At 69.8% G+C, this 26,876-nt stretch carries 26 protein-coding genes; 6 read left to right on the forward strand and 20 right to left on the reverse strand.

Annotation, left to right across the window (positions count from 1 at the left end; all coding sequences use genetic code 11):
- Positions 1-23 precede the first annotated feature (23 nt).
- The 5 genes from tatA to pafA form a co-directional block, all read right to left on the reverse strand.
- A complete protein-coding gene (tatA, locus tag ACYVIH_RS09975) occupies positions 24-320 on the reverse strand; it encodes a Sec-independent protein translocase subunit TatA (protein ID WP_460868780.1) in 297 nt (98 codons plus the stop codon).
- A gap of 44 nt (positions 321-364) precedes the next feature.
- Positions 365-1,336: a helix-turn-helix transcriptional regulator gene (locus ACYVIH_RS09980; protein ID WP_460868782.1), complete on the reverse strand. Its 972-nt coding sequence runs from the start codon at positions 1,334-1,336 to the stop codon at positions 365-367.
- Positions 1,333-2,304 carry a helix-turn-helix transcriptional regulator gene (locus tag ACYVIH_RS09985; protein WP_460868784.1) on the reverse strand — a complete coding sequence of 324 codons (972 nt, stop codon included), beginning with the start codon at positions 2,302-2,304 and terminating at the stop codon, positions 1,333-1,335. Before ACYVIH_RS09985 ends, ACYVIH_RS09980 begins: the two co-directional genes overlap by 4 nt.
- A 24-nt stretch (positions 2,305-2,328) precedes the next feature.
- On the reverse strand, positions 2,329-3,291 hold the full coding sequence (locus ACYVIH_RS09990) for an FKBP-type peptidyl-prolyl cis-trans isomerase (protein WP_460868786.1): 963 nt from the start codon (positions 3,289-3,291) through the stop codon (positions 2,329-2,331).
- Between the two features lie 77 nt (positions 3,292-3,368).
- A complete protein-coding gene (gene pafA / locus ACYVIH_RS09995; protein WP_460868788.1) occupies positions 3,369-4,730 on the reverse strand; it encodes a Pup--protein ligase in 1,362 nt (453 codons plus the stop codon).
- A gap of 77 nt (positions 4,731-4,807) precedes the next feature.
- On the opposite strand from pafA, the gene ACYVIH_RS10000 reads away from it, so the two are divergent.
- Positions 4,808-5,071 (forward strand): NUDIX hydrolase, encoded by a 264-nt coding sequence (locus ACYVIH_RS10000; protein ID WP_460868790.1) that lies wholly within the window; start codon positions 4,808-4,810, stop codon positions 5,069-5,071.
- Positions 5,072-5,172: 101 nt separating this feature from the next.
- On the opposite strand, the gene ACYVIH_RS10005 is transcribed toward ACYVIH_RS10000, so the two are convergent.
- A complete protein-coding gene (locus ACYVIH_RS10005) occupies positions 5,173-5,739 on the reverse strand; it encodes a TetR/AcrR family transcriptional regulator (RefSeq protein ID WP_460868792.1) in 567 nt (188 codons plus the stop codon).
- 124 nt (positions 5,740-5,863) lie between these two features.
- Here ACYVIH_RS10005 and ACYVIH_RS10010 point away from each other — a divergent pair, with 124 nt between their 5' ends.
- On the forward strand, positions 5,864-6,058 hold the full coding sequence (locus ACYVIH_RS10010; RefSeq protein ID WP_460868794.1) for a hypothetical protein: 195 nt from the start codon (positions 5,864-5,866) through the stop codon (positions 6,056-6,058).
- A 79-nt stretch (positions 6,059-6,137) separates the two neighbouring features.
- On the opposite strand, the gene prcA is transcribed toward ACYVIH_RS10010, so the two are convergent.
- From prcA to dop, 4 genes are all read right to left on the reverse strand, one after another.
- Positions 6,138-6,914 (reverse strand): proteasome subunit alpha, encoded by a 777-nt coding sequence (gene prcA / locus ACYVIH_RS10015; RefSeq protein WP_460868796.1) that lies wholly within the window; start codon positions 6,912-6,914, stop codon positions 6,138-6,140.
- Positions 6,915-6,990: 76 nt separating this feature from the next.
- Entirely contained in the window at positions 6,991-7,836 is an 846-nt protein-coding gene (gene prcB, locus ACYVIH_RS10020) for a proteasome subunit beta (RefSeq protein WP_460868798.1), read from the reverse strand.
- A 7-nt stretch (positions 7,837-7,843) separates the two neighbouring features.
- The gene (locus ACYVIH_RS10025; RefSeq protein ID WP_460868800.1) at positions 7,844-8,041 is read right to left on the reverse strand and encodes a ubiquitin-like protein Pup; all 198 of its coding nucleotides are present in this window, start codon (positions 8,039-8,041) and stop codon (positions 7,844-7,846) included.
- A 49-nt stretch (positions 8,042-8,090) separates the two neighbouring features.
- On the reverse strand, positions 8,091-9,599 hold the full coding sequence (gene dop / locus ACYVIH_RS10030; RefSeq protein WP_460868802.1) for a depupylase/deamidase Dop: 1,509 nt from the start codon (positions 9,597-9,599) through the stop codon (positions 8,091-8,093).
- A gap of 77 nt (positions 9,600-9,676) precedes the next feature.
- Between dop and ACYVIH_RS10035 the strand changes: the two genes are divergently transcribed.
- The 3 genes from ACYVIH_RS10035 (at position 9,677) to ACYVIH_RS10045 (ending at position 11,387) form a co-directional block, all read left to right on the forward strand.
- Positions 9,677-10,597 carry a PAS domain S-box protein gene (locus ACYVIH_RS10035; protein WP_460868804.1) on the forward strand — a complete coding sequence of 307 codons (921 nt, stop codon included), beginning with the start codon at positions 9,677-9,679 and terminating at the stop codon, positions 10,595-10,597.
- Positions 10,598-10,806: 209 nt separating this feature from the next.
- Positions 10,807-11,082: a hypothetical protein gene (locus ACYVIH_RS10040; RefSeq protein ID WP_460868806.1), complete on the forward strand. Its 276-nt coding sequence runs from the start codon at positions 10,807-10,809 to the stop codon at positions 11,080-11,082.
- On the forward strand, positions 11,079-11,387 hold the full coding sequence (locus tag ACYVIH_RS10045) for an ANTAR domain-containing protein (RefSeq protein WP_460868808.1): 309 nt from the start codon (positions 11,079-11,081) through the stop codon (positions 11,385-11,387). Before ACYVIH_RS10040 ends, ACYVIH_RS10045 begins: the two co-directional genes overlap by 4 nt.
- Before the next feature lie 71 nt (positions 11,388-11,458).
- Here ACYVIH_RS10045 and arc read toward each other — a convergent pair whose 3' ends face one another.
- The 3 genes from arc to ACYVIH_RS10060 form a co-directional block, all read right to left on the reverse strand.
- Positions 11,459-13,216 carry a proteasome ATPase gene (gene arc / locus ACYVIH_RS10050; RefSeq protein ID WP_460868810.1) on the reverse strand — a complete coding sequence of 586 codons (1,758 nt, stop codon included), beginning with the start codon at positions 13,214-13,216 and terminating at the stop codon, positions 11,459-11,461.
- 111 nt (positions 13,217-13,327) lie between these two features.
- Positions 13,328-14,314, reverse strand: a complete 987-nt coding sequence (locus ACYVIH_RS10055; protein WP_460868812.1) for a tRNA (adenine-N1)-methyltransferase — start codon at positions 14,312-14,314, stop codon at positions 13,328-13,330.
- Between the two features lie 20 nt (positions 14,315-14,334).
- On the reverse strand, positions 14,335-15,489 hold the full coding sequence (locus ACYVIH_RS10060) for a M50 family metallopeptidase (RefSeq protein WP_460868814.1): 1,155 nt from the start codon (positions 15,487-15,489) through the stop codon (positions 14,335-14,337).
- A 75-nt stretch (positions 15,490-15,564) separates the two neighbouring features.
- Between ACYVIH_RS10060 and ACYVIH_RS10065 the strand changes: the two genes are divergently transcribed.
- On the forward strand, positions 15,565-16,437 hold the full coding sequence (locus ACYVIH_RS10065) for a RecB family exonuclease (protein ID WP_460868816.1): 873 nt from the start codon (positions 15,565-15,567) through the stop codon (positions 16,435-16,437).
- On the opposite strand, the gene ACYVIH_RS10070 is transcribed toward ACYVIH_RS10065, so the two are convergent.
- The 7 genes from ACYVIH_RS10070 to metH form a co-directional block, all read right to left on the reverse strand.
- Positions 16,424-17,509: an ABC transporter ATP-binding protein gene (locus ACYVIH_RS10070; protein WP_460868818.1), complete on the reverse strand. Its 1,086-nt coding sequence runs from the start codon at positions 17,507-17,509 to the stop codon at positions 16,424-16,426. The genes ACYVIH_RS10065 and ACYVIH_RS10070 overlap by 14 nt on opposite strands.
- Positions 17,506-18,573: an ABC transporter ATP-binding protein gene (locus ACYVIH_RS10075; protein ID WP_460868820.1), complete on the reverse strand. Its 1,068-nt coding sequence runs from the start codon at positions 18,571-18,573 to the stop codon at positions 17,506-17,508. The genes ACYVIH_RS10070 and ACYVIH_RS10075 overlap by 4 nt, the downstream gene beginning before the upstream one ends.
- 2 nt (positions 18,574-18,575) lie before the next feature.
- The gene (locus tag ACYVIH_RS10080) at positions 18,576-19,526 is read right to left on the reverse strand and encodes an ABC transporter permease (RefSeq protein ID WP_460868822.1); all 951 of its coding nucleotides are present in this window, start codon (positions 19,524-19,526) and stop codon (positions 18,576-18,578) included.
- The gene (locus ACYVIH_RS10085) at positions 19,523-20,527 is read right to left on the reverse strand and encodes an ABC transporter permease (protein ID WP_460868824.1); all 1,005 of its coding nucleotides are present in this window, start codon (positions 20,525-20,527) and stop codon (positions 19,523-19,525) included. The genes ACYVIH_RS10080 and ACYVIH_RS10085 overlap by 4 nt, the downstream gene beginning before the upstream one ends.
- Before the next feature lie 59 nt (positions 20,528-20,586).
- Positions 20,587-22,251 (reverse strand): ABC transporter substrate-binding protein, encoded by a 1,665-nt coding sequence (locus ACYVIH_RS10090; protein WP_460868826.1) that lies wholly within the window; start codon positions 22,249-22,251, stop codon positions 20,587-20,589.
- A 119-nt stretch (positions 22,252-22,370) separates the two neighbouring features.
- On the reverse strand, positions 22,371-23,027 hold the full coding sequence (locus tag ACYVIH_RS10095) for an HAD family hydrolase (protein ID WP_460868828.1): 657 nt from the start codon (positions 23,025-23,027) through the stop codon (positions 22,371-22,373).
- 1 nt (position 23,028) lies between these two features.
- The gene (gene metH, locus ACYVIH_RS10100; RefSeq protein ID WP_460868830.1) at positions 23,029-26,775 is read right to left on the reverse strand and encodes a methionine synthase; all 3,747 of its coding nucleotides are present in this window, start codon (positions 26,773-26,775) and stop codon (positions 23,029-23,031) included.
- Positions 26,776-26,876: the final 101 nt, after the last annotated feature.

Consider the following 26,876-nt stretch of genomic DNA (forward strand, 5'->3'; position numbering starts at 1 on the left):
GGTGTAGACCGGTTGGGCGGGCGTCAGCGCTCCGCGTCGGGACGGGACTCGTGCACCGGCGACTCGATGGTGGTCGCCTCGGCGCGGTGCGCGGCGTCGATCTGCCGCTGCTCCGGGGTCTTGTACTTGTCGTCGACGCCGTCGGTGTCGTCGTCCATCAGGCCCTTGGTCTCGGCCTTGAAGATCCGCAGGGCGCGGCCGCTGCCACGGGCGAGCTCGGGGAGCTTCTTGGCGCCGAACAGCAGCACGAGAACGAGCAGGATCAGCAGGATCTCGGTGGGACCGAGGTTCATCGCCATCGGCGTTGGTGCGAAGTTCATGACGTCCTCTTCGGTTGCGGAGCTCGCTGACATGGTAGCCCGCGTCACACGTAGTTACCCAGGGCGTCCGTGGCCGCCCGGTGTACGGCAGATGACAACTCGGCGGGACTCGCCACCCTCGCCGACCCACCCAGGCGCAGCACCAGGCGCACCAGCCACGAGGGATCACCGACCCGCAAGGTCACCCGCAGTGCTCCCTCGCCGAGCTCCTCGATGCTCTCGACCGGGTAGTACTCCCCCACCCAGCGCGCCGACGGCTCCAGCACCAGCGTTGCCAGGGTGTCCCGCGGCGAGGGCGAGAAGATCCCCTCCGACAGGTCGCGCTCGGGGAGGTCGGAGTGGTCGTCGACCGGTACGTCGAGCACCTCGGCCGTCGACACCCGGTCGAGCCGGAACAGCCGACGGTCCTCCGCCGTCCGGCACCACGCATCGAGGTAGGTGTGACCCTCGGCGGTGACCAGCCGCAGCGGGTCCACCACCCGCTCGGTCACCTCGTCGCGGCTGGGCACGTAGTAGTCCATCCGCACCTGACGGCCGTCGCGGACCGCGCGTTCGAGATCGCCCCGCAGTGCGGCCAGGCCGGAATCCGACTCGTCGAGGCGTACGTCCACCTGCGCTGCCAGCGCCGCCCCGTCACCGGCGGCTGCCTCGAGCTTGGCCAGCGTGCGGTCGACGACCGGGCGGACCGACTCGTCACCGCCCTCGCGCAACGCCCGGAGTGCCACGATCAGGGCGGAGGCCTCACTGCTGCCCAGCCGCAGCGGGCGGGTCAGGTAGTCGGCGTTGGAGAGACGGATCACGCCCTCGCCTTCGAGCGCGTCCATGTCGATGTCGATCAGGTCGCCCATGCCCAGCCCGGGCAGGCCGCAGAACCACAAGACGTTGAGGTCCTTGACGATCTGGGCCGGCCGGACCCCGAAGTCGGCGGCGGCCTGCTCGAGCGGGACCTCCTCGCGGCTCTGGATGTAGGGCACCAGAGCCAGCAGCCGGCCGACCTGGTCGCGTGCGCCGCTCATCCGGCCAGCTCCGAGGCGGCCACGCGCCGCAGCCTGCCCACCACGAGCTCGCGCAGGTCGTCGGGCTCCTCGACGACCACGTCGGCGCCGAAGGACAGCACCTCGTCGGCCATGGCATCGGTCCGCGCATAGCGCACCTCGATGCGGTCCCAGCCTTCGGGATGGGAGCCTTCGACGGGCTCTCCCTGGCGTCGCAGGCCGAGTGCGGTGCCCTCGCGCACCAGCAGTCGGGCGCGGTGGTCGGCAGCTGCCGGCGCGAGCGAGTGCGTCAAGTCTCGGATGTCGGTGCCCGGCGGCACGTGGTAGCTGCCCGGCGTGCCCGTCGTACGGACCTCGCCCTCGACCCGGGAGAGCCGGAACAGGCGCGGCTCCCCCCGGTCGGTGTCGTGGCCGACGACGTACCAACGGCCGCGGAACGACACCACGCCCCAGGGCTGCAGGTGCCGCTCGGCACTCGTGGTGCTGGTGGCGGTGCGGTAGCGGAACGCCACCGGAGTGCGCTGCTGTGTCGCGGCCCAGAACGCCTCGAACGACGGCTCCGTGACGCTCAGCTGCGGCGCGACGCTGTCCAGCTCGGTCCGGTCCACCTCGACACCGGCGGCCTTCAGCTTCACCAGGGCGTCGGAGGTCGCCGAGGCGAGCCCGGCGTGCTGCCAGACCCGGGCGGCGAGACCGATCACCGCGGCCTCGTCGGGCTCGAGGTCGATCTGCGGCAGCTCGAAGGCCGATCGCTCGATCCGGTAGCCCGGCTCGTCCTCGAAGGCTCTGTCGAGGTAACCCACCTCGATCGGCACGCCGAGGGAGCGCAGCTCGTCCTTGTCGCGCTCGAACATCTTCTCGAAGGCCTCGTCACCGGCGTCGCGGTACTGCTCCACGACCGAGCGGATCCGCTCCTTGGTCACGTAGCTGCGCGAGACCAGCAGGGTGATCAGCAGGTTGAGCAGCCGCTCACTCTTGCGTGCCGCCACGGCGTCCCCCTCTCATGCCACCGGTCACGGCGCCGGGTCGACACCCAGCACGTCGACGACGAAGGCGAGCGTGGAATCGCCCGGGATGCTGGGCGGGCTGCCCTGCTCGCCGTACGCCATCTCCGGCGGAGCGATGATCAGCACCCGGCTGCCGCGCTTGACGTCCACCAGACCCTGGTCCCAGGCCTGGATCAGACCGCCGATCCCCACCGGGAAGGTGCGCGGCTCGGTGCTGTAGGACTCGTCGAAGACCTCGTCGCTGCCGTAGACCTGGCCGAGGTAGTCGAAGGTTACGAGGGAGGCGTCGCGTGCCGAGGGCCCCTCGCCCTCGATGAGGGTGATCACCTGCAGCTCCTTCGCGGGCTTCTTCGCGGCGCCGTCGAAGCTGATGCCGGTGACCGCACCGTCCTTCTCCTCGACCGTCGGCAGGCCCTTGGGCAGATCGGTCGCCGGCTCGCCCTCGGGGGCCTCCAGCACCTCGGTGGGCTCGACGGACATCACGTCGACGACGAACACGACGTCGTCCTCGGGCCCGATGCCGTACTGCTCGTTGCCCTGCTCGCCGAAGGCGTCCTCCGGCGGCGTCGCCACCACGACCCGACTGCCGACGGTCTCCCCCACCACGCCGTCGATGACCGCCTGGAACAGCTGGCCCTGCGCCATCTGGAACGCCGCCGGCACCTTCTGGTCGTAGGTGCTCAACGCCTTCTCGCCGGTGGAGCCGTTGGCGACGTACAGGTGGAGCACGGCCTGCTCGCCCTCGACCACCGGGTTGCCGTCGCCGGAGGTGAGGACCTCGGTCTCGGTCTCCTCGAGGTTCAGCGCCTCGTCGACCTTCACCGTCGGGGCGGTGCCGAACTCGCCGGTCACCTCGAGGCCGTCGAGCGCCGGGCTGGCTGACGAGCCGGGCTCGTCGGCCTCGCCGCAGGCGGCGACGCCGAGCAGGAGCAGGGGTACGGCGGTCAGCGCAACGAGACGTCGGCGCACAGGTTTCACCTCAGGTCAGGACGGACGACAGCGGCTGCCCACCCTATCCGGACAGCCTGAGAGACCGATGAACCGGCTCACATGCCGTCGATGAGCTTCTGGACGCGCTCGTCGTGGGAACGGAACGGGTCCTTGCACAGCACGGTGCGCTGCGCCTGGTCGTTGAGCTTCAGGTGCACCCAGTCGACGGTGAAGTCGCGGCGACGCTCCTGGGCGCGCTTGATGAACTCACCGCGGAGCCGGGCCCTCGTGGTCTGCGGCGGCACCGACTTCGCCTCGAAGATGCTCAGGTCGTTCGCCACCCGGGCGACCGCACCGCGCTTCTCGAGCAGGTAGTACAGCCCGCGGTTGCGATGGATGTCGTGGTACGCCAGGTCGAGCTGGGCGATCCGCGGGTGGCTCAGCGGCAAGCCGTGCTGGGAGCGGTAGCGGTCGATCAGCTTCCACTTGATCACCCAGTCGATCTCACGCTCCACCAGGCTCAGGTCGCCGGACTCCACGGCCTTCAGGCCGCGCTCCCAGAGGTCGAGCGTCCGCTCGATGACCGGGGTGTGCAGCTCGCGGCGGTCGACGAAGTCGCGGACCCGGGCGAGGTACTCGCCCTGGATCTCCAGCGCGCTGGCCTCCCTGCCGTTGCCGAGGCGGACCTTGCGCCTGCCGGTCATGTCGTGCGAGATCTCCCGGATCGCCCGGATCGGGTTCTCCATCGTGAGGTCGCGCATCACCACGCCCTCCTCGATCATCCGCAGCACCAGGTCGGTGCTGGCCACCTTGAGCATCGTGGTGGTCTCGCTCATGTTCGAGTCACCGACGATCACGTGCAGCCGGCGGTACCGCTCGGCGTCGGCGTGCGGCTCGTCGCGGGTGTTGATGATCGGCCGGGACCGGGTGGTGGCGCTCGAGACCCCCTCCCAGATGTGCTCGGCGCGCTGGCTGACGGTGTACATCGCACCGCGCGGGGTCTGCGTGACCTTCCCGGCGCCGACGATGATCTGCCGGGTGACCAGGAACGGGATCAGCACGTCGGCGAGCTTGCCGAACTCCCCCTGGCGCGCGACCAGGTAGTTCTCGTGGCAGCCGTAGGAGTTGCCCGCGGAGTCGGTGTTGTTCTTGAACAGGTACACGTCCCCGGCGATGCCTTCGTCGTGCAGGCGTCGCTCGGCGTCGATCAGCAGCCCCTCCAGGACCCGCTCCCCCGCCTTGTCGTGGGTGACCAGGTCGACGATGTCGTCGCACTCCGGAGTGGCGTACTCCGGGTGGCTGCCGACGTCGAGGTAGAGACGGGCGCCGTTGCGCAGGAAGACGTTGCTGCTGCGGCCCCAGGACACAACCTTGCGGAACAGGTAGCGGGCAACCTCGTCCGGCGAGAGACGCCGCTGCCCGTGGAACGTGCAGGTGACGCCGTACTCGTTCTCGATCCCGAAGATCCGCCGGTCCACTCTGCCACCCTAGGTGGTCAACCTCACGGACGCACGGGACTCGCCCCGACGTCTCACCAGGCGTAGGGTCCCGCGCCGTGGAGTTCACCGAGTACGACACCCGCCTGGCCTCCTACGCCGTCGTCGTCGACGACCGGGACCGGATCCTGCTCGCGCTGTTCAACCAGAGCCCGACGCCTGCGTGGACGCTGCCGGGCGGCGGCGTGGAGCTGCACGAGTCCGTCGAGCAGGCGGCGGTGCGCGAGCTGCGCGAGGAGGCCGGGTACGCCGTGGAGCTCGGCCGGCTGCCTCACGTGCCGCTGGTGGCCAGCGCTCTGCGCCTGCTCGCCGCGCGAGGCTGACCGCTTCGGCGCCCGTCGAACATGCAGCCAGCGACCTCTCGGACGGACGCACGCGGAGCGCGTCGGTTGAGTCCGCCCAGCTGCATGTTCGACGGCACAGTTCAGCCGGGCGCGTGTGCCCCGAGCGATGCGGCCAGCAGGTCGGCGGTGCGGTGGAGCCAGTCCGGCCGCGGGGTGCCGTAGCGCACCAGCTCGGCCAGGTAGGCACCGAGCACGAGGTTGACGGTCAGGTCGGCGTCCACGTAGGACGCGAGCCGGCCCTGCCCGACGTCGTCGCGGATCTGCTCGTGGATCGGCTCGAGCGCCGACTGCAGGGCCCCGCGCAGGGCGGCGCTGAAGTCGGGGTCGTTGTCGGCCACCACCGCGGCGACGCCCCCACGGCCGATGCTGCCCGCGAGGACCTCCTGGGTCCGGGCGAGCACCCAGGCGAGCTTGTCCCGGACCGACGCTCCCTGCGGCGGCTCACCGCGCTCGACTGCAGGCTGCAGCGCTGCCTGCAGCAGGTCGCTCCTGTCGCGGTAGCGCCGGTAGATCGTGGTCCGCGCGATGCCGGAGCGTGCCGCGACCGAGGCCACGTTGACGGCCTCCGGTCCCTGCTCGCGGATCAGCTCCAAGGTCGCGGCGACGATCCGCTCGTCGGTCTCGGCGCGGCGCGGTCGGCCACGCACGCTGTCGCCCTGTGCACCCACTGGTCGTCTCCGCTCGGTTGGAACTCCCGAATCTTTTCGCTACAGTAACTGTAGCGTAAGACGGTCGTACTCGGCGGCCGCCTTCCGCCGGGAGGAAGGAAGCATGATGAGCCCGTATCTGGCAATGGCCATGCTCGGCGCGTTCGCCCTGGTGATCGGGGCGGTGGTCTTCGGCGGGACCCTGATCGCCTACGCGCTGGAGAGGCGCGCCGCGGAGCAGTCGGCCAGCGCGTCGGACCGCAGCGTCGACACTCCAGGCCCCGAGCAGCAGGAGGCACCGCTGCGCCGCGCTGCGTGAGCGACACCGCTCAGAGCAGATCGGCGTGGTTCAGTCGTGGACGGTCTTGTCGTCGACGCGCCGCCACTGCCGTTCCTCGTCAGTCGGCATCGGAGCCGGCCTGCGCGGGGTTGGTGGACTCCCCCGCTGCGTGCGCGCCGGTCTCGGCTCCGGTCCGCGCGCCGAGGATCTCGCCGAGCTGGGCGGCGTGCAGCCGCTTGAACTTGCGTTGCTGGGCGCGGGTGCGGTCCAGCACCGCGACCTCCAGGTCACCCGCGGCGATCACCCGTGGCTCACCGTCGCCCTGTCCGCGGCCGAGTGCCTCGACGGCCACCCGGACCGCATCCTCCAGCGCGGCACCCTCGCGGTAGTGCTCGCGCAGCTGTGCGGCCACGGCGTCCGCGTTGCCGCCCATGACGGCGAACCCGTGCTCGTCGGCGACCTGACCGTCGTAGGTCAGCCGGTAGATCTGGTCCTGCTCGGGCGTGTCGGCGACCTCGGCGACGAAGATCTCGACCTCGTAGGGCTTCTCGCCGCCGCTGGAGAAGATCGTGCCCAGGGTCTGCGCGTAGGCGTTGGCCAGGCCCCGCCCGGTCACGTCACGCCGGTCGTAGGCGTAACCGCGCATGTCGGCGAGCCGGACGCCGGCGATCCGGAGGTTCTCGAACTCGTTGTAGCGCCCGACGGCGGCGAACGCGATCCGGTCGTAGATCTCGCTGACCTTGTGCAGGGCCTGCGAGGGGTTCTCGGAGACGAACACGATGCCGTCGGCGTACTGAACGACGACGACGCTGCGGCCCCGGGCGATGCCCTTGCGCGCGAAGTCCGCCCGGTCCTTCATCAGCTGCTCGGGCGAGACGTAGAACGGCATGCTCATGGTGTGTTCCTTGGACTAGGGATCTCGACGGGCTCGATCAGCGGGACTCTCGATCAGCGGGTCTGGCTCATGACCGTCACGTCAGCGGCGCGGCGGGTCCGTCCGGCCGGGTCATCCGAGCGTTGATCACGCGGTCGGCGATGGCCGCGACCTCCTCGTCGGAGAGCCGCCGGTACCCGTCGGCGGTGATCTGTCCGACCACCGGGAAGATCCGCCGGGTGAGGTCCGGTCCGCCTGTGGCCGAGTCGTCGTCCGCGGCGTCGTACAGCGCCTGGACGACTGCCGTGACGCAGCCGTCGGCGTCGAGACCGTCGCGGTAGAGCTTCTTCAGCGACCCGCGCGCGAACAGCGAGCCGGACCCGACGGCGTGGAAGTCGGTCTCCTCGTAGCGGCCGCCGGTGACGTCGTAGGAGAAGATCCGTCCGTGGCCGGACTCCAGGTCGTAGCCGGCGAAGAGGGGCACGACGGCCAGCCCCTGCATCGCCATGCCGAGGTTGGAGCGGATCAGCGCCGCGAGCCGGTTCGCCTTGCCGTCCATCGACAGCGTCGAGCCCTCGATCTTCTCGTAGTGCTCCAGCTCGGTCTGGAACAACCGGACCAGCTCCACGGCCAGTCCGGCGCTGCCGGCGATGCCCACGGCGGAGAACTCGTCGGCCGGGAAGACCTTCTCGATGTCGCGCTGGGCGATGATGTTGCCCATCGTCGCGCGGCGGTCGCCGGCCATCACGACACCGCCGTCGAAGGTGGCCGCGACGATGGTGGTGCCGTGCGGAGCCAGCTCGGCGGCGCTGCCGGCCGGAAGGCTCCGGTTCGCCGGGAGCAGCTCGGGCGCCTGTTGGCCCAGGAACTCCGCGAAGGAGGAGGACCCGGGCGCCAGGTAGGCGGAGGGCAGGCGGGCGTCGACCTGTCGTGGGTGACTCATGTTGTGGCTACTCTCCACCCTTCTGGATGAACGACTTCACGAAGTCCTCGGCGTTCGACTCGAGCACGTCGTCGATCTCGTCGAGGATCGCGTCGATGTCCTCGTCGAGCTGCCCCTTGCGCTCGGCGACGTCCTCGCTGGGCGCGACCTCGGCCGTGTCCTCCGATGTCGAGGACTTCTTCGGCTGCTTCTGCTCCTGTGCCATGGCGATCCTCCTCTGCTCGGGGGGCGACACCGCCCCGGCAAGGACGACCCTACCCAGTCAGGGCGGCGAACAAGGTCTCAGCAGTGTCACAACGGTCCAGAAGCTCACCGACGTGGTTGCGCGTGCCGCGCAGCGGGTCGATCGTCGGCACCCGCTGCAGTGACTCGCGGCCGGGCAGGTCGAAGATCACCGAGTCCCACGAGGCGGCCGCGATCTGGTCGGCGTACTTCTCCAGGCAGCGTCCCCGGAAGTAGGCGCGGGTGTCCTCGGGCGGCCGGTGCATGGCCGAGGTGATCTCCTCGTCGGTGAGCAGACGGTCGATCCGGCCCAGGTTCACCAGCCGGTGGTACAGCCCCTTGTCGGGCCGGATGTCGGAGTACTGCAGGTCCACCAGGTGCAGCTTCGCGTCGTCCCAGTCCAGGCCGTCGCGGTCGCGGTAGGAGTTGAGCAGCTTCAGCTTGGCGACCCAGTCGAGCTCACGGGCGCAGAGCATCGGATCGGTCTCGAGCCGGGTCAGCACCGACTCCCAGCGCGCGAGCACGTCGAGGGTCTGTGGGTCGGCGTCGCTGCCCTGCCTGTCCTCGACGTACTTCCGAGCGAGGTCGAGATACTCCATCTGCAGCTGGACGGCGGTCAGCGTGCGCCCATCGTGGAGGGTCAGCAGGTGCGTGAGCGACGGGTCGTGGGAGACCGCCCGCAGCGACCGCACCGGCTGCTCGACGGTCAGCTCGCGGCCGATGAACCCGTCCTCGATCATGGCCAGGACCAGCGCCGTCGTGCCGACCTTGAGGTAGGCGGAGATCTCGGAGAGGTTCGCGTCGCCGATGATCACGTGCAGGCGGCGGTACTTGTCGGGGTCGGCGTGCGGCTCGTCACGGGTGTTGATGATCGGACGCTTCAGGGTGGTCTCGAGCCCGACCTCGACCTCGAAGTAGTCAGCGCGCTGGCTGACCTGGAAGCCGTGGTCGCGCCCGTCCTGGCCGATCCCGACCCGTCCCGCGCCGGTCACCACCTGACGGCTGACGAAGAAGGGGGTGAGATGCCGCACGATGTCGCCGAAGGGGGTCCGCCGGCTCATCAGGTAGTTCTCGTGAGCGCCGTACGAGGCGCCCTTGTTGTCGGTGTTGTTCTTGTAGAGCAGGATCGCCGGCGCCCCGGGCACCGCGGCCGCGAACCGAGCGGCGTCGAGCATGACCTGCTCCCCCGCCTTGTCCCACAGCACGACGTCGTGCGGGTTGGTGCACTCCGGGGTGGAGTACTCCGGGTGTGCGTGGTCGACGTACAGCCGGGCGCCGTTGGTCAGGATCACGTTGGCCAGACCGAGGTCCTCGTCGGTCAGCTGCGAGGCGTCGGCGGCCTCTCGGGACATGTCGAAGCCGCGGGCGTCGCGCAGCGGCGACTCCTCCTCGAAGTCCCAGCGTGCCCGGCGGGCACGCAGCTTGGAGCCCGCGTAGGCGTTGACCACCTGGGAGGACGCCACCATGGGGTTGGCGGAGGGCTGGCCGGCGACCGAGATGCCGAACTCCGTCTCGGTGCCCATCACGCGTCGGACGCTCATGTTCTGAGCCTACGCGGGCACTCCGACACGTAGGATCGAAGGTGCATCCGATCTCCTCCGCCGGACCCTTGGAGGACATGATGGCGACCGAACACCAGCCGGCGATCTCAGCGCAGGAGATCCTGGATGCGCTCGGCCGCGCGGTGGTCGTGGCCGACATGAGCGGGGTCGTGATCGCCTGGAACCCGGCCGCGGAGCAACTCTTCGGGTGGACGGCGCAGGAGGCGGTGGGCCGCAAGGCGAGCGAGCTCACCATGCCGAACCTGTCCGAGACTCGCGCCGAGGACATCGCGCGGGCCCTGAAGGACGGCACGACCTGGTCGGGCGCGGTGCCGGTACGTCGCAAGGACGGCACGGTCTTCACGGCGCTGGGAAGCATCCGCGGGATCTACCGCGACGGCGCGCTGGTCGCCGTGGCGGGCACCACCACCAACCTGGGAAAGGTGCTCGAGCCCCTGCTGGAGAGGTCCACCGACGCGGCCCTCGTGCTGCGCTCGGACGCGGTGATCACCTACGCCAGCCCGGCCGTCGAGCAGCTGTTCGGGTGGACCGAGTCGGTCGTCGGCACGAGCATCCTGCCCCTCCTGCACCCCGACGAGCGACCCGCGCTGGCCACGTTCATGGAGGAGGTGGTCGCGCATCCCGGCGCGCACCCGGCGCTCGAGATCCGGCTGTTGACCGAGACCGGCTGGGTCTGGGCGGAGGCCGCGGTGACGAACCTCCTCGACGACCCCGACGTCCGGGGTGTCATCTGCAACCTGCGGTGCAGCGTCCGGCGCGAGGCCCACGAGACAGCCGAGCGCCAGGTGGCGCAGCTGACCACCGCGTTGCGGTCACGCGTGCTGATCGAGCAGGCGAAAGGGTTCCTGGCGGCTCGTCACGGGGTGACCCCCGACGCAGCCTTCACAGCTCTCCGCAAGTACGCTCGCAGCAACCACCTGGTCATCCACGAGGTGTCGAGACAGGTCGTCGAGGGTGAGCTCACGCTCCCGATGTAGTCCGCGCGGGTGACGGCCGGTGAAGGCCATATGCGGACATTCCGGGCGCAATCGTGCCGGGCTCCGCCTCGTCTTCGACGTCGGGCCAACGATTTGGTTGCAGCGGCCGGGACGCCTGCTTACCGTCTTCCTGTTCGCTCTCCCGCATCCGGGAGAAGCCACCCCAGACTCCGGTGGCACACGAGATGTTCCTCCGGAGGTTGTCCTCGATGACGACTCTTGCTGCGGCACATTCCCGGCCCCGCCAGCGCAGCCGCGCCGACCAGGCTTGCGCGGTGCTCCTGAAGGTGGCCATGGCCGACGGCTGGCAGGCCGAGACCGCCGCTCGCACCCTCCTCGACGAGATCCACGAGGACCCCCGACTGCTGCGGATCCTGCGCGCACGGGTGTCGCGGGCGATGCTGCTGCGACCCACCGCGATCGCGAACCGCGCCGCCGCCACGCTCGAGTGCGCCGTCGCCCTGCCGCTGGCCAGGTGCGCATGAGCACCGTGCCGGCCGTGCTGGAGCCGCAGGCGCTGCTCGTGGAGCAGGCCAAGGGCGCACTGATGTTCCGCTACGGCATCACCTCCTACGAAGCGCTGGGCGTCCTGCTGCGCTGGTCCCGGGAGAGCGGAGCCGGGCTCACCGAGCTGTCGCGCGCGCTGACCCATGGCGTCTGCCAGGGCCGCGCCACCTTCGGCATGGCCGGCCCCTGGCTGGTCCGCTGGGTGGAGCAGCGCCTTCGCAACGATCTCGTCGATGACCAGGACGCGCCTGTAGGTCAGTTACGCACGCTGCAGGCGCAGTAGCCGGGGGGATGCCGAAGGGGGCGGGACCAGCCAGGTCCCGCCCCCTTCGTCGCGTCCGCGGTCTCCGTGGATCAGAGGTACTGTCCGGTGTTCGACACGGTGTCGATGGACCGGCCGGGCTCGGTGCCCTGCTTGCCGGTGATGAGCGTGCGGATGAACACGATCCGCTCGCCCTTCTTGCCCGAGATCCGCGCCCAGTCGTCCGGGTTCGTGGTGTTGGGCAGGTCCTCGTTCTCCTTGAACTCGTCCACGCAGGCCTGGAGCAGGTGCTGCACCCGCAGGCCCTTCTGGTCGTTGTCCAAGAGGTCCTTGATCGCCATCTTCTTGGCCCGGTCGACGATGTTCTGGATCATCGCGCCGGAGTTGAAGTCCTTGAAGTACAGGACCTCCTTGTCGCCGTTGGCGTAGGTGACCTCGAGGAAGCGGTTCTCCTCGGTCTCGTCGTACATCCGCTCGACCGTCGCCCGGATCATCCCGCCGACGCACGCCTCGCGGTCCCCGCCGAACTCGGCGAGGTCGTCGGCGTGGAGCGGGAGCTCGGGGGTGAGGTACTTGGAGAAGATGTCGCGGGCGGACTCGGCGTCGGGGCGCTCGATCTTGATCTTCACGTCCAGCCGGCCCGGCCGCAGGATCGCCGGGTCGATCATGTCCTCGCGGTTGGAGGCGCCGATCACGATGACGTTCTCGAGCCCCTCCACACCGTCGATCTCCGACAACAGCTGCGGCACGATGGTGTTCTCGACGTCGGAGGAGACGCCGGACCCGCGGGTGCGGAACAGGGAGTCCATCTCGTCGAAGAACACGATGACCGGCGTCCCGCCGCTCGCCTTCTCCCGGGCCCGCTGGAAGACCAGGCGGATGTGCCGCTCGGTCTCGCCGACGTACTTGTTGAGCAGCTCGGGGCCCTTGATGTTCAGGAAGTAGGACTTGCCCTCCTGGCCGGTCTTGGCAGCCACCTTCTTGGCCAGCGAGTTGGCCACGGCCTTGGCGATCAGCGTCTTGCCGCATCCGGGCGGACCGTAGAGGAGCACGCCCTTCGGCGGCTTGAGCTGGTGCTCCTTGAAGAGGTCGGGGTAGAGGTACGGCAGCTCCACCGCGTCGCGGATCTGGTCGATCTGACCCTTCAGACCACCGATGTTCTCGTAGTCGATGTCGGGGACCTCTTCGAGGACGAGCTCCTCGACCTCGGACTTGGGCACCCGCTCGTAGACGTAGCCGGAGCGCGCGTCGAGCAGCAACGAGTCCCCGGCCCGCAGGGTGAGGTCGCGCAGTGGCTCGGCGATCCGCACCACCCGCTCCTCGTCGGCGTTGGCGATGACCAGGACCCGGTCGCCGTCGGCGAGGATCTCCTTGAGCATGACGACCTCGCCGACCTCTTCGTAGTCGAGGGCGGCGACGACGTTGAGGGCCTCGTTGAGCATGACCTCCTGCCCGCGGCGGAGCTCGTCGAGCTCGACGGTCGGGCTGACGTTCACGCGGAGCTTGCGGCCCCCGGTGAACACGTCGACGGTGTCGTCGTCGTTGCGGCTCAGGAAGGTGCCGAAACCGGCGGGCGGCTGCGCGAGCCGGTCGACCTCCTCCTTGAGCGTCATGATCTGGTCGCGCGCCTCACGGAGCGTCTGGGCGAGACGTTCGTTCTGCGCGGTGACCGCGGCCAGCGAGCGCTGGGTGTCGGCCAGCCGCTGCTCGATCGCGCGCGAGTGCCCGGGGGACTCCGCGAGCCGGCGGCGGAGGTCGGCGACCTCCTCCTCGAGGAAGCTCACCTGCGCCTTCAGCTCCTCGGGCGAGCGCGCCGGCCAACGGCCCGAACCACTGTCTGATGCTGACAAGCCCATCACCTCCGGGAGCATGGCCTTCGAATTGCGACCCTACCCGTGGTGACAAGTTTGTGAAGAGGATATCGGCGGAGTGTCTTTACCTTTGCCGGATCCGTCGGTGGCTCAGGCGTCGAACGGCTCCTCGACCACCGTCGGCGGCAGGCCCGAGGGCCGCGGGCCCTGGTAATCGGTGCCGTAGGCCCCCGGGGCCGGGCGGCGCTTCTTGGCCGGTGCCTTCTCCCCTGGTGCCATCCGCCGCGCGGTGACCAGGAAGCCGGTGTGGCCGATCATCTTGTGTCCCGGTCGGATCGCCAGGCCCTCCACGTGCCAGTCGCGCACCAGCGTCTCCCACGGCTGGGGCTCGGTGAACCCGCCGTGGGCGCGTAGGGTTTCCACGACCCGGCCGAGCTGCGTCGTGGTGGCCACGTACGCACACACGAGTCCGCCCGGCGTCAGTGCATCGGCGACGACGTCGACACACTCCCAGGGCGCGAGCATGTCGAGGACCACCCGGTCCACCGAGCCGGGGCTCTCCCCCGCCGGCAGTGCCTCCACGAGGTCTCCCACGGTCAGCCGCCAGGCAGGATGCTGACCGCTGAAGAACTGGGTGACGTTCTTGCGGGCCACCTCGGCGAACTCCTCGCGGCGCTCGTACGACGACACGACGCCGTGCGGGCCCACCGCCCTGAGGAGCGAGCACGTGAGCGCGCCGGAGCCGACCCCGGCCTCGACGACCCGGGCCCCGGGGAAGATGTCGGCCATGGCGACGATCTGGGCGGCGTCCTTCGGATAGACGACGGCCGCACCCCGAGGCATGGACACCACGAACTCGTTGAGCAGGGGCCGGAAGACGAGGTACTCGCCTCCGGCGGACGAGGTGATGCTGAAGCCCTCGGGCCGGCCGATCAGGTCGTCGTGGTCCAGCGAGCCGCGGTTGGTGAAGAACTTCTTGCCGGCCTCGAGGCAGATGTTGTGGCGACGGCCCTTGGTGTCGGTCAGGCGGACCCACTCCCCCTCGCGCAGGGGACCCCGGTGGACCCCCGACCAGGTCTCGGGGGCGACGTCGTCGGTGGGCAGGGCAGCGTCGTCCGAGGTGGGGTGGGAAGGCATGGGCAGCAGGATATCGGGGCTCAGCGCGTGGCCGCGAAGGCGCGGTCGACGTCGTCGCTGACCAGGACGCCGTACACACTGCCGTCGGGCTCGACGAGGAGGTACTCGGTGGCCGGGGTGCGCTGCATCGCGCGCACGAGCGGCTCGCCGCCGAGGTCGGCGGACAGCAGGAGCCCCGGCTCGAGGGTCCGTGAGATCGCCTCCACGCCCAGCCAGGGCCGGCGCTCCTCGGGGGTGGCGAGCAGGGCGGCCTCGTTCACGATCCCGCCGGGACGACCGTCTCTGTCGAGCACCACGATGCTGCCCGCCTGCTGCTCCTGCGCCCGGCGTACCGCCTCGGAGACCGGGAGGTCGTGCGGCACCGCCACCGCGCGCCGGGCGAGCGTGCGCGCCTGAAGGGCGGGCAGCTTGCGCCGCACCTTCGCCGACATGATGGCCGCCGACGCGCCGCCCCAGAGGAAGGTCGCGATCACGAACGCGAGCAGGTAGTCGATGAGGTCCGGCGGCCGGTTGAAGAGCACCGGCTGCAGCAGGGGGTAGAGGAGCACCAGGGCGGCGACCACCCGTCCCGCCCAGCCGGCGACGATCGTGCCCTGGTGGGGGCTGCGGGTGAGCTTCCAGACCGCGGCGCGCAGCACGCGCCCACCGTCGAGGGGCAGGCCGGGGACGAGGTTGAGGATCCCGACGAGGAGGTTCGCACCGGCGAGGGCCTGCACCGCCATGAGCAGCAGGCCACCAGGAGTGACGAAGGCGAGCGCGAAGAAGACCATGCCGACGGCGATCGAGGTCAGCGGCCCGACCACGGACACCCCGAACTCGCGGCCGGGGGTGTCCGGCTCGCCCTCGATCTCGGTGACACCACCGAGGAAGTGCAGGGTGATCGACCGGACCGGCAGCCCGTAGTGCTTGGCCATCAGCGCGTGCGACATCTCGTGCAGCAGGACCGAGAGGTAGAGCAGCACGGCGAACGCGAGCCCCGCGACGTAGCGCCAGCCGCCCAGACCGGGCTGGACCTCCTCCACCCGTGGTGCGAGGAGTACGGCGATCAGCAGCGCGACCAGGAGCCAGGACGAGCGGACCAGCACGTCAACGCCACCGATCTGCCCGATCCGCCACGTGCCGGGGGGCTGTCTCCGCGCGGGCGGGCTGCCGGGGCTCTGCGTCTGCTGGCTCACGGCTCCAGGCTATCGAGCCGGCACCACCTTGGTCCCTCCACCGAAATGTCGGCGGGCTCGCCTAGTGTTCTGGCCATGACGCAGGACGTGGAGACCAGGACCGTGGTTGACGGCATCGACGTCGTCGGCTCGCTGTCGCCGAGCCGGGCCGGCGACTTCATGACCTGTCCCCTGCTCTACCGGTTCCGCACCGTCGACCGGCTGCCCGAGCCGCCCTCTCCCGAAGCCGTGCGCGGCACCGTCGTGCACAAGGTCCTCGAGGACCTGTTCGACCTGCCCGCACCGCATCGCACCCCCGAGCGGGCCGGCGCCCTGGTCCAGCCGGCCTGGGAGGCGGTGCTCGAGGCCGAGCCGGGGATCGCGGAGATGTTCGCCGCCGACGGGCCCGAGATCGGTCCCTGGCTCGCCTCGTGCCGCGAGTCGCTCGACCGCTACTTCGCGCTGGAGGACCCCACCCGGCTCGAGCCGGCGGAGCGGGAGCTGTACGTCGAGACCCTGTTGGACTCCAAGCTGCTGCTCCGCGGGTTCATCGACCGCGTGGACGTCGCGCCGACCGGCGAGATCCGGGTCGTCGACTACAAGACCGGCAAGGCCCCGCACCCGGCGTTCGAGGCCAAGGCACTGTTCCAGATGAAGTTCTACGCGCTGGTGCTCTGGCGCACCAGGGGCGTCGTGCCGGCAATGCTCCAGCTGATCTACCTCGGGAGCGGCGAGCTCCTGCGCTACACCCCGGACGAGGCCGACCTGCGTGCCACTGAGCGCAAGCTCGAGGCGCTGTGGAAGGCGATCGACCGCGCGCACGAGTCCGGTGACTGGCGGCCCCGGCGCAGCGCGCTCTGCGGTTGGTGTGCCCACCAGGCGCTGTGCCCGGAGTTCGGAGGCACACCACCGGACCTGCCCACGTCGGACTCGTCGGCCGCGACGACCCTCGAGCTCAGTCGAAGCTGAGTCCGGACTCCGCCGGCGTGGTCTCGTGCGGGGCGATCTTGCCCGCCTCGATCTCCTCGGCCCAGTGGCACGCCACCCGGTGGCCCGGCCGCAGCTCGCGCAGGGCAGGCCGCTCCGTGTCGCAGCGGGTCTCCTGGCGGAACGGGCACCGGGTGTGGAACCGGCAGCCCGACGGCGGATCCGAGGGGGACGGCAGGTCACCCGTCAACAGGATGCGTTCGCGGGAGGCCTCTACGACCGGGTCCGGCACGGGGACCGCGGACATCAACGCCTTCGTGTACGGGTGCAGCGGGTGGTCGTAGAGCTCCTCGGAGGCCGCCTGCTCGACGATGCCACCGAGGTACATCACGGCGACCTCGTCGGACACGTGCCGCACCACAGCCAGGTCGTGGGCGATCACGAGGTAGGTGAGCCCGAGCTCGTCCTGGAGCTGCTCGAGCAGGTTCAGCACCTGCGCCTGGATCGACACGTCGAGAGCCGAGACTGGCTCGTCGGCGATGACGAAGGCCGGCTCCATCGCGATCGCCCGGGCGATCCCGATCCGCTGCCGCTGACCGCCGGAGAACTCGTGGGGGTACTTCCTGGCGGCCGACGCGGGCAGGCCGACCTTCTCCAGCAGCTCGCGCACCTTCGTCTCGGCGTCGAACTCGATCCCGTGCGCACGCAGCGGCTCGGTGAGGATGGTCTCGATGCTCTGCCGGGGGTTGAGACTGGCGAGGGGATCCTGGAACACCATCTGCATGTTCTGTCGCTGGCGTCGCAGGTCCTCGCCCTTCAGGGTCGCCACGTCGACCCCGTCGATCCACACGCTTCCCTCGGTGACGGGAACCAGCCGGAGCAGGGCCCGGCCCAACGTCGACTTGCCGCAGCCCGACTCCCCGACCAGGCCCAGCGTGGTGCCTCGCTTGATCTCGAGGTCCACCCCGTCGACGGCGTAGACGTACCCGGTGGTCCGCCCGAGGAGGGCACCCCCTCGGATCGGGAAGTGGACCTTGAGCCCCCGCACCGAGACGAGGACGTCGTCGGCGGGCTCGTCGCCGGCGCTGGTGGTCTCGGCGTTCTGCACGGTCACGAGGTCCCGGCCTCCGCTCGGTCGTCTTCGGTCAGGGGGTTGAAGCACCGCAGGTCACGGTCTCCCGCGGGCAGCAGCTGCGGGGTCTCCTCGGTGCACTGGTCCACGCGGTTGCGGCACCGGGGCGCGAACGCGCAGCCTCGCGACCAGGGCAGGACGTTGGTGGGAGACCCGGGGATCGGGCGCAACGGGGCACCGCGCGGCGTGTCGAGCCGCGGGACGCTCTCGAGCAGTCCCCCGGTGTAGGGGTGTCGGGGGCGTCCGAAGAGGGCGCGTCTGTCGGCGGACTCCACGATCCGTCCGGAGTACATGACGTTCACCTTGTCGCACAGGCCGGCGACGACACCGAGGTCGTGGGTGATCATCAGCAGCGCGGCACCGGTGTCGGCGACGAGCTCCTTGAGCAGCTCGAGGATCTGGGCCTGGATGGTCACGTCGAGCGCCGTGGTCGGCTCATCGGCGATGAGCAGGCGCGGCTCGCAGGCCAGGGCGATCGCGATGAGCATCCGCTGGCGCATGCCGCCGGAGAGCTGGTGGGGGTACTCCTTCAGGCGTCGTTGCGGGTCGGGGATGCCGACCTTCACGAGGAGGTCACCTGCGCGCGTCATCGCATCGGACTTGCTCATGTCGAAGTGCCGACGGAGCACCTCGGTGACCTGGGTGCCGATCGGCACGACCGGGTTCAGCGAGGTCATCGGGTCCTGGAAGACCATCGCGATGTCGCGGCCGCGCAGGGCCGACATCTTCCGGTTCGACCAGTCCAGGATGTTCTCGCCCGCGTAGCGGACCTCACCGGCGGTGCGCACGCCACGCTTGGGCAGCAACCCCATGATCGCCAGCGAGGTGACCGACTTGCCGCTGCCGGACTCGCCCACCAACCCGATGTGCTCACCGGGTCGGATGTCGAAGGAGACCTCGTCCACGGCGCGGACCTCACGCTGGCCGCGGAGCCCGAAGGTGACCGCCAGGTCCCGCACCGACAGCAGCGTGCCGTCGTCGTTGAGCACGCCTCGTGCGGCGGGTGTCTCACCCGGTCGGGAGTCGCCGAGGAAGTCAACGGTCATGGTCATCGCCTCGTTCGGGGGTCGAGGGCCTCACGGAGTGCCTCACCGAAGAGGGTGAAGCCGAGCGCGGTGATCGCGATGGCTCCACCGGGAAGCAGTGCGAGCTGGGGGGCGGCCTCGAAGCGGTCCTGTGCCGCCACGAGCATCCGGCCCCACTCGGCGATCGCCGGGTCGGACTCGCCGAGGCCGAGGAAGGACAGGGCGGCGACCTCGATGATGGCGGTGGCCAGGTTCAGGGTCGCCTGCACGATGGTGGGCCCGACGGAGTTCGGCAGGACGTGGCCGAGGATGACCCGGCGCCGCTTGATGCCCAGTGCGGTCGCGGCGACGACGTAGTCGCTCTTGGCCTGCGAGAGCATCGAGCCCCGCAGCAACCTGGCGAAGATCGGCACCTGTGCGGTCCCGATCGCGATCATCACCGAGTAGGCGTTCTGTCCGAGCACTGCCGCGATGCTGACCGCGAGGAGCAGGCTCGGGATGGACAGCATGATGTCGACCAGCCGCATCACTGCCGTGTCCACCCAGCCGCCGATGCCGCCGGCGAGGATGCCGAGCAGGGCACCGACGGTCAGCCCGATCGCGGTGGAGACGACGCCGTACACCAGGGACTGCCGGGCGCCGAACAGCATCTGCGTGTAGAGGTCGGAGCCGAACCGGTCGAGCCCCAGCCAGTGGTCCGAAGAGGGGCCGGGCACGCTGGTCGGCGTGACCTGGCCCGACCACTCCGCAGAGCCGGGCTCGTAGGGCGTCAGCCAGGGCGCGATGATCGCGATCACGACGAACGCCGCGACGATGACGGCCCCCACGATCGCGGTCGGGTTGCGGCGAAGGCGCTGCCAGGCACCTCGCCACAGGCTCAGCCCGCGCTCGTCGTCCTCGTAGGCACCGGACTCGGGACCGAGCGGGTCGTTGCCGGTGATCGGCCCCTGTGCGGGGGGAAGCGGGATCGTCATGAGACACGCACCCTCGGATCGATGACCCCGTACAACACGTCCACGAGGAGGTTGATCAGGGCGTAGAGCAGGGCGATGCACAAGATGAAGCCCTGCAGGACGGGATAGTCGCGACCGCCGATGGCCCGGAACAGCTCCTGTCCGATGCCCTGGAAGCTGAACACGGTCTCGGTGAGGACCGCCCCGGAGAACAGCAAGCCCGCCTGGAGACCGATCGTGGTGACCACGGGGAGCAGCGCGTTGCGCAGGACGTGCCGACGACTGATCACTGCCTGCGCCAGGCCCTTGGCCTCGGCGGTGCGGACGTAGTCCTCGTTGATCACCTCGGCGACCGATGCCCGCGTGATCCGGACGATGATGGCCAGCGGGATCGTGGCCAGTGCCAGTGCGGGAAGCACGAGGTGCACCATGGCGTCCCAGGCGGCGTCCCACTCCCGGGTGAGGATGCCGTCGAGCACGTAGAAGTTCGTGACGTGGGTGGCGTCCATCCGGGGGTCCTGGCGCAACGAGGTCGGCAACCAGCCAAGCCAGTTGGCGAAGACCAGCTTGAGCAGGATCGCCAGGAAGAACACCGGGGTCACCACGCCCAGAAGGGAGCCCGACACGATGAACGTGTCGACGAACCGGCCCTGGTGCCTGGCCGCGTAGTAACCGAGAGGCACTCCCACGACGACGGCGAGCAGCAGCGCGGACATGCCGAGCTCGACGGTCGCCGGGAACTTCTCCACGAAGAGCTCGAGAACCGGCCGGCCGCTGGTGATGGAGCGGCCGAAGTCGCCGCGCACCAGGGCGCCGACGTAGGTGAGGTACTGCTGCAGGATCGGTTCGTCGAACCCGTAGAGCTCGTTGACGCGCGCGATGCCCTCCGGCGTCGCTCGTTGCCCGAGCAGCGCCCGTGCCGGGTCACCGGGCAGGGCCCGGACCCAGGCGAAGAGCAGGACAGACAGTCCGGCGAGCACCGGCACGAGGAGTGCAAGACGCCGGAGGACAAAGCGCAGCATCGATGACGAACCTTTGCTACCGCCGTACGGCGGTGATCAGATCAGCCGACGACCGGGCGTCAGTCGACCGTGACAGTGTTGAAGACCTCGTCGTTGACGGGGCTGGCCACGAAGCCGTCCACGTCCGGACCGAAGGCCAGCGTGGGAGCGGGGTGAGCCAGCGGGACGCCGGGGACGAAGTCGGCAATGTCGCGGTTGATCTCTTCGTAGAGCGGGGTCTGCTCCTCGACCGTCGGGATGCCTCGGGCCTGGCTGATCTTGTCGAACAGCTCCTTGTTGTTGAACCCGAACTCGTCGGTCTCGGTGCCGAAGAAGACGCCCACAAAGTTGTCGGAGTCGTTGTAGTCGCCGGTCCATCCGAGCAGGTGCAGCCCGTGGTCGGCCGACCCGGTGACGCGGTCGAGGTAGTCGGGCGACCAGACGTCGGCGACGGGACGGATCTTCAGGCCGACCTCCTCGAGCTGCGAGCGCAGCACGTTGAAGGTGTCAGCCGGGGACGGCATGTACGGACGGCTGACGTCGGTGGGGTAGTTGAAGTCGATCGTCGCACCGGCGGCACCGGCGTCCTCGAGCATCTGCCGGGCCTTCTCCGGGTCGTACTCGTAGGTGGTCACGTCCTCGGTCCACCCGTTGACCGAGTCGGGCATGAAGTTGATGGCCAGCTCCGCGCCCTCCGGCAGCGACGCCGCGGCCACGGCCTCCTTGTCGATCGCGTGGGCGATCGCCTTGCGGACCTCGATGTTGTCGAGGGGCTTGGTCTTCTGGTTCATGCCCAGGTACAGGACCGTGAACGGCGGCCGGGCCTCGATCTGCATCCCGGCGTCCTCCAGCGGGGCGATGTCGGCGGGACCGATCAGGTCGGCACCGTCCACCTCGCCGTTCTGGACCGCGGTTGCGCGTGCCTTCGCGTCGGTGATGGCGACGACGCGGACCGTGTCCACCTTGGCCTTCTCGCCCCAGTAGTCGTCGAAGCGGGTCAGGCTCACCTGGTTGCCGCGGTCCCAGGACTCGAACTGGAACGGGCCGGTGCCCGTCGGGTGCGCGGTGGAGTACTCGGTGGTGTTGACGTTCGGCGCCGCGTCGTCCTGGTACTCCTGAAGGGCCGTGGGGCTCTGCATGGACAGCGCGGGCAGCGACAGCGCGGCGATGAAGCCGGCGAACGGGCTGTTGAGCTTGATGGTCACCTTGTCGTCGCCGTCGGCGGCGCAGGAGTCGTAGATGCCCTGCCCGGCCTTCGGACCCTCGGCGAAGCCACGGAAGAGCTTGCCGTAGTAGTAGGCGAAGTCGTCGGACTGCACCGACTCGGGGAAGTTGTACCACCGGTCGAAGTTGAAGCAGACCGCCTCGGCGTTGAAGTCCGTGCCGTCGTGGAACTTCACACCGGTCTGGAGGGTGAAGTCGTAGGTCAGGCCGTCCTCGCTGACCTCCCACTCCTTGGCCAGCAGCGGGGCGGGGTCCGCGGTCCCGGGCTCGGTGCCCACCAGGCCTTCGAAGATCTGGCGCGCGACGCGGAACGTCTCACCGTCGGAGGCGAACGCCGGGTCGAGGAGCTCAGGCTCTGCGGAGCCGGCGAAGACGAACGTGCCGCCGGTCTGCTCCTGGTTCGACTCACCCGCGTCGCCACCGTCGCGCTCGCTCTCGGCGCAGCCGCTCAGGACGAGGGCTGCACTGGCCAGTGCCACCGTCGTCAGGGCGCGACCTCTCTTGAATCTGGTCTTCAACATGCCACCTCACTGTTGCGTGCCCCCACACGGATGTCAGGGCGGATCGCGTGGACACTACTCCTCCGCCGACCCGCCGGGCACCCCGGAAACCGCCGTCGAAGGTCGCGATCGCGCAACAATCAGCGTGGAAGCAGCGCCGGCAGCGTCGAATGCGTCAAACCGGTCAGCTCGGAGCGGAAGATCCTCCGGTCCCCCGGCAGCACCGGGACGTGGTTGGGCACCACCAGCACGGTGCACCCTGCCGCCTCGGCCGACCGGGCTCCGGTGTTGGAGTCCTCGATGGCCAGCGTGCGACCAGGATCGACGCCCAGGATCGCGGCGGCCTTCTGGTAGGGCTCGGGGTGTGGCTTGCCCTGCGTGACCGCGTCGCCGGTGACGATCACCTCGAAGCTGCCCTCGGGCAGGCCGGCGAGGATCGGGGCGACGAACCGGCGGTAGGACATGGTGACCAGGGCGCAGCGCACGCCGTTGGCGCGCAGGTCGGCAAGAAGCTCCACGGCGCCCGGCCGCCACGGCACCTGCTGCTCGACCCGCGCCACGACCCGGTCGAGCAGCTCCTCGACGATCACCGCCGGCTCCAGGGCGATGCCGCCGTGCTCGCGGATGTAGCGACCCGACTCGATCAGGTCGTTGCCCACGAGGTTGAGCGCGTGCTCGGTGCTCCAGGTGCCGCCGTGTGCCTCCACGAGCTCGAACTCCGACTCGATCCAGTACGGCTCGGTGTCGACCAGCGTGCCGTCCATGTCCCAGAGCACGGCAGCGAGATCCGGGACCACCTCAGTCCTCGGGCTCGTAGCCGAGGTTCGGGGACAGCCAGCGCTCGGCCTGCTTGAGGGTCCAGCCCTTGCGGCGGGCGTAGTCCTCCACCTGGTCCTGGCCGATCCGGCCGACCACGAAGTACTGCGACTGCGGGTGGGAGAAGTACCAGCCGCTGACGGCTGCACCGGGCCACATCGCCATCGAGTCGGTGAGCTCGATCCCGGTCGCCTCGTGCACGCCGAGCAGGTCCCAGAGCACCTGCTTCTCGGTGTGGTCGGGGCAGGCGGGGTATCCGGGGGCGGGCCGGATCCCCTGGTAGCGCTCCTTGATCAGCGCGTCGTTGTCGAGGTGCTCGTCGGCTGCGTAGCCCCACAGCTCGCGGCGCACCCGCTCGTGCATCCGCTCCGCGAAGGCCTCCGCGAGCCGGTCGGCCAGCGACTCCAGCAGGATCGCGCTGTAGTCGTCGAGCTGCTCCTTGAACACCGCGATCTTCTCCGCCGACCCGTGCCCGGCCGTGACCGCGAACCCGCCGACGTAGTCACGCAGGCCGGTCTCCTTGGGCGCGACGTAGTCGGCGAGCGACCGGTTCGGCACTCCCTCGCGGTGCTTGCCCTGCTGGCGCAGGTGCTCCAAGCGCGTGCGTACGGCGGTCCGCGACTCGTCCGTGTACACCTCGATGCTGTCGTGGTCCACGGCGTTCGCCGGGAACAGCCCGACCACGGCCCGCGCGGTCAGCCAGCCGCCCTCGACGATCCGATCGAGCATCACCTGCGCGTCGTCGTACAACCTGCGGGCGGCCTCTCCGGAGGCGGGGTTGTTCAGGATGTCGGGGAAGCTGCCCTTCATCTCCCAGGCGTTGAAGAACGGCTGCCAGTCGATGTAGTCGCGCAGCTCGCCGAGCGGGTAGTCGTCGTAGGCCCGGACGAAGGGCTCGTCGCCCTCGAGCACCGCCGGGCGCGGCGGCTCGTAGCCGGACCACTCGATCGGCGTCCGGTTCGCACGGGCGTCGGCGAGGCGGACGATCGGCCGGTCCTGGCGCTTCTCGGCGTGCCGGCGGCGGATCGAGTCGTAGTCGGCCTCGACGTCGGCGAGCAGGCCCGGCCGCTGCTGGTCCGACAGCAGCGCGGACGCGACCGGCACCGACCGTGAGGCGTCCTTCACCCAGACCACGGGGCCGTGGTAGCGCGGGGACACCTTCACTGCGGTGTGCGCCTTCGACGTCGTGGCGCCACCGACCAGCAGCGGGACGGTGAACCCCTGACGCTCCATCTCGGCGGCGAGGTTGACCATCTCGTCCAGCGACGGGGTGATCAGGCCGGAGACGCCGATGATGTCGGCACCGATCTCGCGCGCCGTGTCGAGGATCTTCTGCGCGGGAACCATCACCCCGAGGTCGACGACCTCGTAGTTGTTGCACTGCAGCACGACGCCGACGATGTTCTTGCCGATGTCGTGCACGTCGCCCTTGACGGTCGCCATCACGATCTTGCCGTTGCTGCGACCGGCGTCCTCGGGTCGCTGGCCGGCCTCGATGTGCGGGATCAGGTGCGCGACGGCCTTCTTCATCACGCGAGCCGACTTCACCACCTGTGGCAGGAACATCTTGCCCGAGCCGAACAGGTCGCCGACCACGTTCATGCCTGCCATCAGCGGGCCCTCGATCACCTCGATCGGCTCGCCACCGCGCGCGGCGATCTCGAGCCGGAGCTCCTCGGTGTCAGACTCCGCGAAGTCGTCGATGCCCTTGACCAGCGCGTGGGTGATCCGCTCCTCCACCGGCAGTTCGCGCCACGTGTCGTCGGCGCCCTGCACCTGGCGTCCCTCGCCCTGGAAGTCCTCGGCGATGGCGAGCAGCCGCTCGGTTGCGTCGGCGCGCCGGTTGAGCACGACGTCCTCGACGCGTTCCCTCAGCTCGGGGTCGATCTCGTCGTAGACCGCGAGCGCACCGGCGTTCACGATGCCCATGTCCATCCCGGCGCGGATCGCGTGGTAGAGGAACACCGCGTGGATCGCCTCGCGCACCGGGTTGTTGCCGCGGAACGAGAACGAAACGTTCGACACCCCGCCGGAGACCAGCGCGCCGCGCAGGTTCTGCTTGATCCAGCGGGTGGCCTCGATGAAGTCGACGCCGTAGTTGGCGTGCTCCTCGATGCCGGTGGCGATCGCGAAGATGTTGGGGTCGAAGATGATGTCCGCGGGATCGAGGCCGACCTCCTCGGTCAGCAGCTCGTAGGCCCGCGCACAGATCGCCTTGCGGCGTTCCAACGTGTCGGCCTGGCCGTCCTCGTCGAAGGCCATCACCACGACCGCGGCGCCGTACTTGCGGCACAGCCGGGCCTGCTCGACGAAGGGGCGCTCCCCCTCCTTCATCGAGATGGAGTTGACCACCGGCTTGCCCTGGACACACTTCAGGCCGGCCTCGATGACCTCCCACTTGGAGGAGTCGATCATCACCGGAACCCGGGAGATGTCGGGCTCGCCGGCGATCAGCTTCAGGTACCGGTCCATCGCCTCGACGCCGTCGATCATGCCTTCGTCCATGTTGACGTCGATGATCTGGGCCCCGGCCTCGACCTGCTGCCGGGCGACGGCGAGCGCGGCCGGGTAGTCACCCTCCTTGATCAGCCGTCGGAACCGCGCCGAACCGGTGATGTTGGTGCGCTCGCCGACGTTGACGAACAGCGAGTCCGCGGTGATGTTGAGCGGCTCCAGCCCCGACAGCCGGCAGGCGGGCTCGGTCTCGACGGGCACCCGCGGGCTCCTGCCCTGGACGACGGCGGCGACCGCCTCGACGTGCTGGGGTGTGGTGCCGCAACAACCCCCGACGAGGTTCACCAGGCCGGCCTCGGCGAACTCCCCCACGACGGCGGCGGTCTCCTCGGCGGCCTCGTCGTACTCACCGAACGCGTTGGGCAGACCCGCGTTGGGGTAGGCCGAGACGAAGCAGTCGGCGATCCGGGACAGCTCCGCGAGATAGGGCCGCATCTCCTTGGCACCGAGGGCACAGTTGAGGCCCACCGCGAGCGGCCGGGCGTGGCGCACCGAGTTCCAGAACGCCTCGGTGACCTGACCAGAGAGGGTGCGTCCCGAGGCGTCGGTGATGGTGCCGGAGATGACCACCGGCCACCGGCGCCCGCGCTCCTCGAACAGGGTCTCGAGGGCGAAGATCGCCGCCTTGGCGTTGAGCGTGTCGAAGATGGTCTCGATCAGCAGCAGGTCCGCGCCGCCGTCGACGAGGCCTTGGGCCTGCTCCTTGTAGGCGGCGACCAGCTCGTCGAAGGTGACGTTGCGCTTGCCGGGGTCGTTGACGTCCGGGGAGATCGAGGCGGTGCGGTTCGTCGGGCCGAGCGCCCCGGCGACGTACCGTGGCCGGGCCGGGTCCTGGCCGTTGATCCTGTCGCAGGCCGTCCGCGCCAGCTGGGCCGCCGCGTGGTTCATCTCGTAGGCGAGCTCCTCCATGCCGTAGTCGGCCAGGGAGATCCGCTGCGCGTTGAAGGTGTTGGTCTCGACGATGTCGGCACCGACGCGGAGGTACTCCTCGTGGATGGCCTCGACCAGGTCCGGCCGGGTGAGGCTGAGCAGGTCGTTGTTGCCGCGGAGGTCGCTGGGCCAGTCCGCGAACCGCTCACCGCGGTAGTCGGCCTCCTCGAGGGGGTGCCGCTGGATCATCGTCCCCATTGCCCCGTCGAGCACCAGGATCCGGTCGCGGAGTGCAGCGCTGAGCTCCTCCGTGGCGTCGGGCCGGACGTGCGGGGACAGGGTCACGAAACTCCTCGGGGTCGGTCGGGCACAGGCGCGCACCCGTACTCAACCCTAGGACCCGGTCCGAAACCCGCCCGGCACGTCCCGGATGCTGACACCTGCGC

It is taken from the genome of Nocardioides pakistanensis, from assembly GCF_054781215.1.

Bases quoted from the DNA above. Each gene is read 5' to 3' on its own strand.
- tatA (WP_460868780.1), bottom strand. From the start codon at position 320: ATGAACTTCGCACCAACGCCGATGGCGATGAACCTCGGTCCCACCGAG.
- ACYVIH_RS09980 (WP_460868782.1), bottom strand. From the start codon at position 1,336: ATGAGCGGCGCACGCGACCAGGTCGGCCGGCTGCTGGCTCTGGTGCCC.
- ACYVIH_RS10010 (WP_460868794.1), top strand. From the start codon at position 5,864: ATGATGAGCCCGTATCTGGCAATGGCCATGCTCGGCGCGTTCGCCCTG.
- prcA (WP_460868796.1), bottom strand. From the start codon at position 6,914: ATGAGCATGCCGTTCTACGTCTCGCCCGAGCAGCTGATGAAGGACCGG.
- prcB (WP_460868798.1), bottom strand. From the start codon at position 7,836: ATGAGTCACCCACGACAGGTCGACGCCCGCCTGCCCTCCGCCTACCTG.
- ACYVIH_RS10025 (WP_460868800.1), bottom strand. From the start codon at position 8,041: ATGGCACAGGAGCAGAAGCAGCCGAAGAAGTCCTCGACATCGGAGGAC.
- dop (WP_460868802.1), bottom strand. From the start codon at position 9,599: ATGAGCGTCCGACGCGTGATGGGCACCGAGACGGAGTTCGGCATCTCG.
- ACYVIH_RS10035 (WP_460868804.1), top strand. From the start codon at position 9,677: ATGATGGCGACCGAACACCAGCCGGCGATCTCAGCGCAGGAGATCCTG.
- ACYVIH_RS10040 (WP_460868806.1), top strand. From the start codon at position 10,807: ATGACGACTCTTGCTGCGGCACATTCCCGGCCCCGCCAGCGCAGCCGC.
- ACYVIH_RS10045 (WP_460868808.1), top strand. From the start codon at position 11,079: ATGAGCACCGTGCCGGCCGTGCTGGAGCCGCAGGCGCTGCTCGTGGAG.
- ACYVIH_RS10055 (WP_460868812.1), bottom strand. From the start codon at position 14,314: ATGCCTTCCCACCCCACCTCGGACGACGCTGCCCTGCCCACCGACGAC.
- ACYVIH_RS10065 (WP_460868816.1), top strand. From the start codon at position 15,565: ATGACGCAGGACGTGGAGACCAGGACCGTGGTTGACGGCATCGACGTC.
- ACYVIH_RS10075 (WP_460868820.1), bottom strand. From the start codon at position 18,573: ATGACCGTTGACTTCCTCGGCGACTCCCGACCGGGTGAGACACCCGCC.
- ACYVIH_RS10080 (WP_460868822.1), bottom strand. From the start codon at position 19,526: ATGACGATCCCGCTTCCCCCCGCACAGGGGCCGATCACCGGCAACGAC.
- ACYVIH_RS10085 (WP_460868824.1), bottom strand. From the start codon at position 20,527: ATGCTGCGCTTTGTCCTCCGGCGTCTTGCACTCCTCGTGCCGGTGCTC.
- ACYVIH_RS10090 (WP_460868826.1), bottom strand. From the start codon at position 22,251: ATGTTGAAGACCAGATTCAAGAGAGGTCGCGCCCTGACGACGGTGGCA.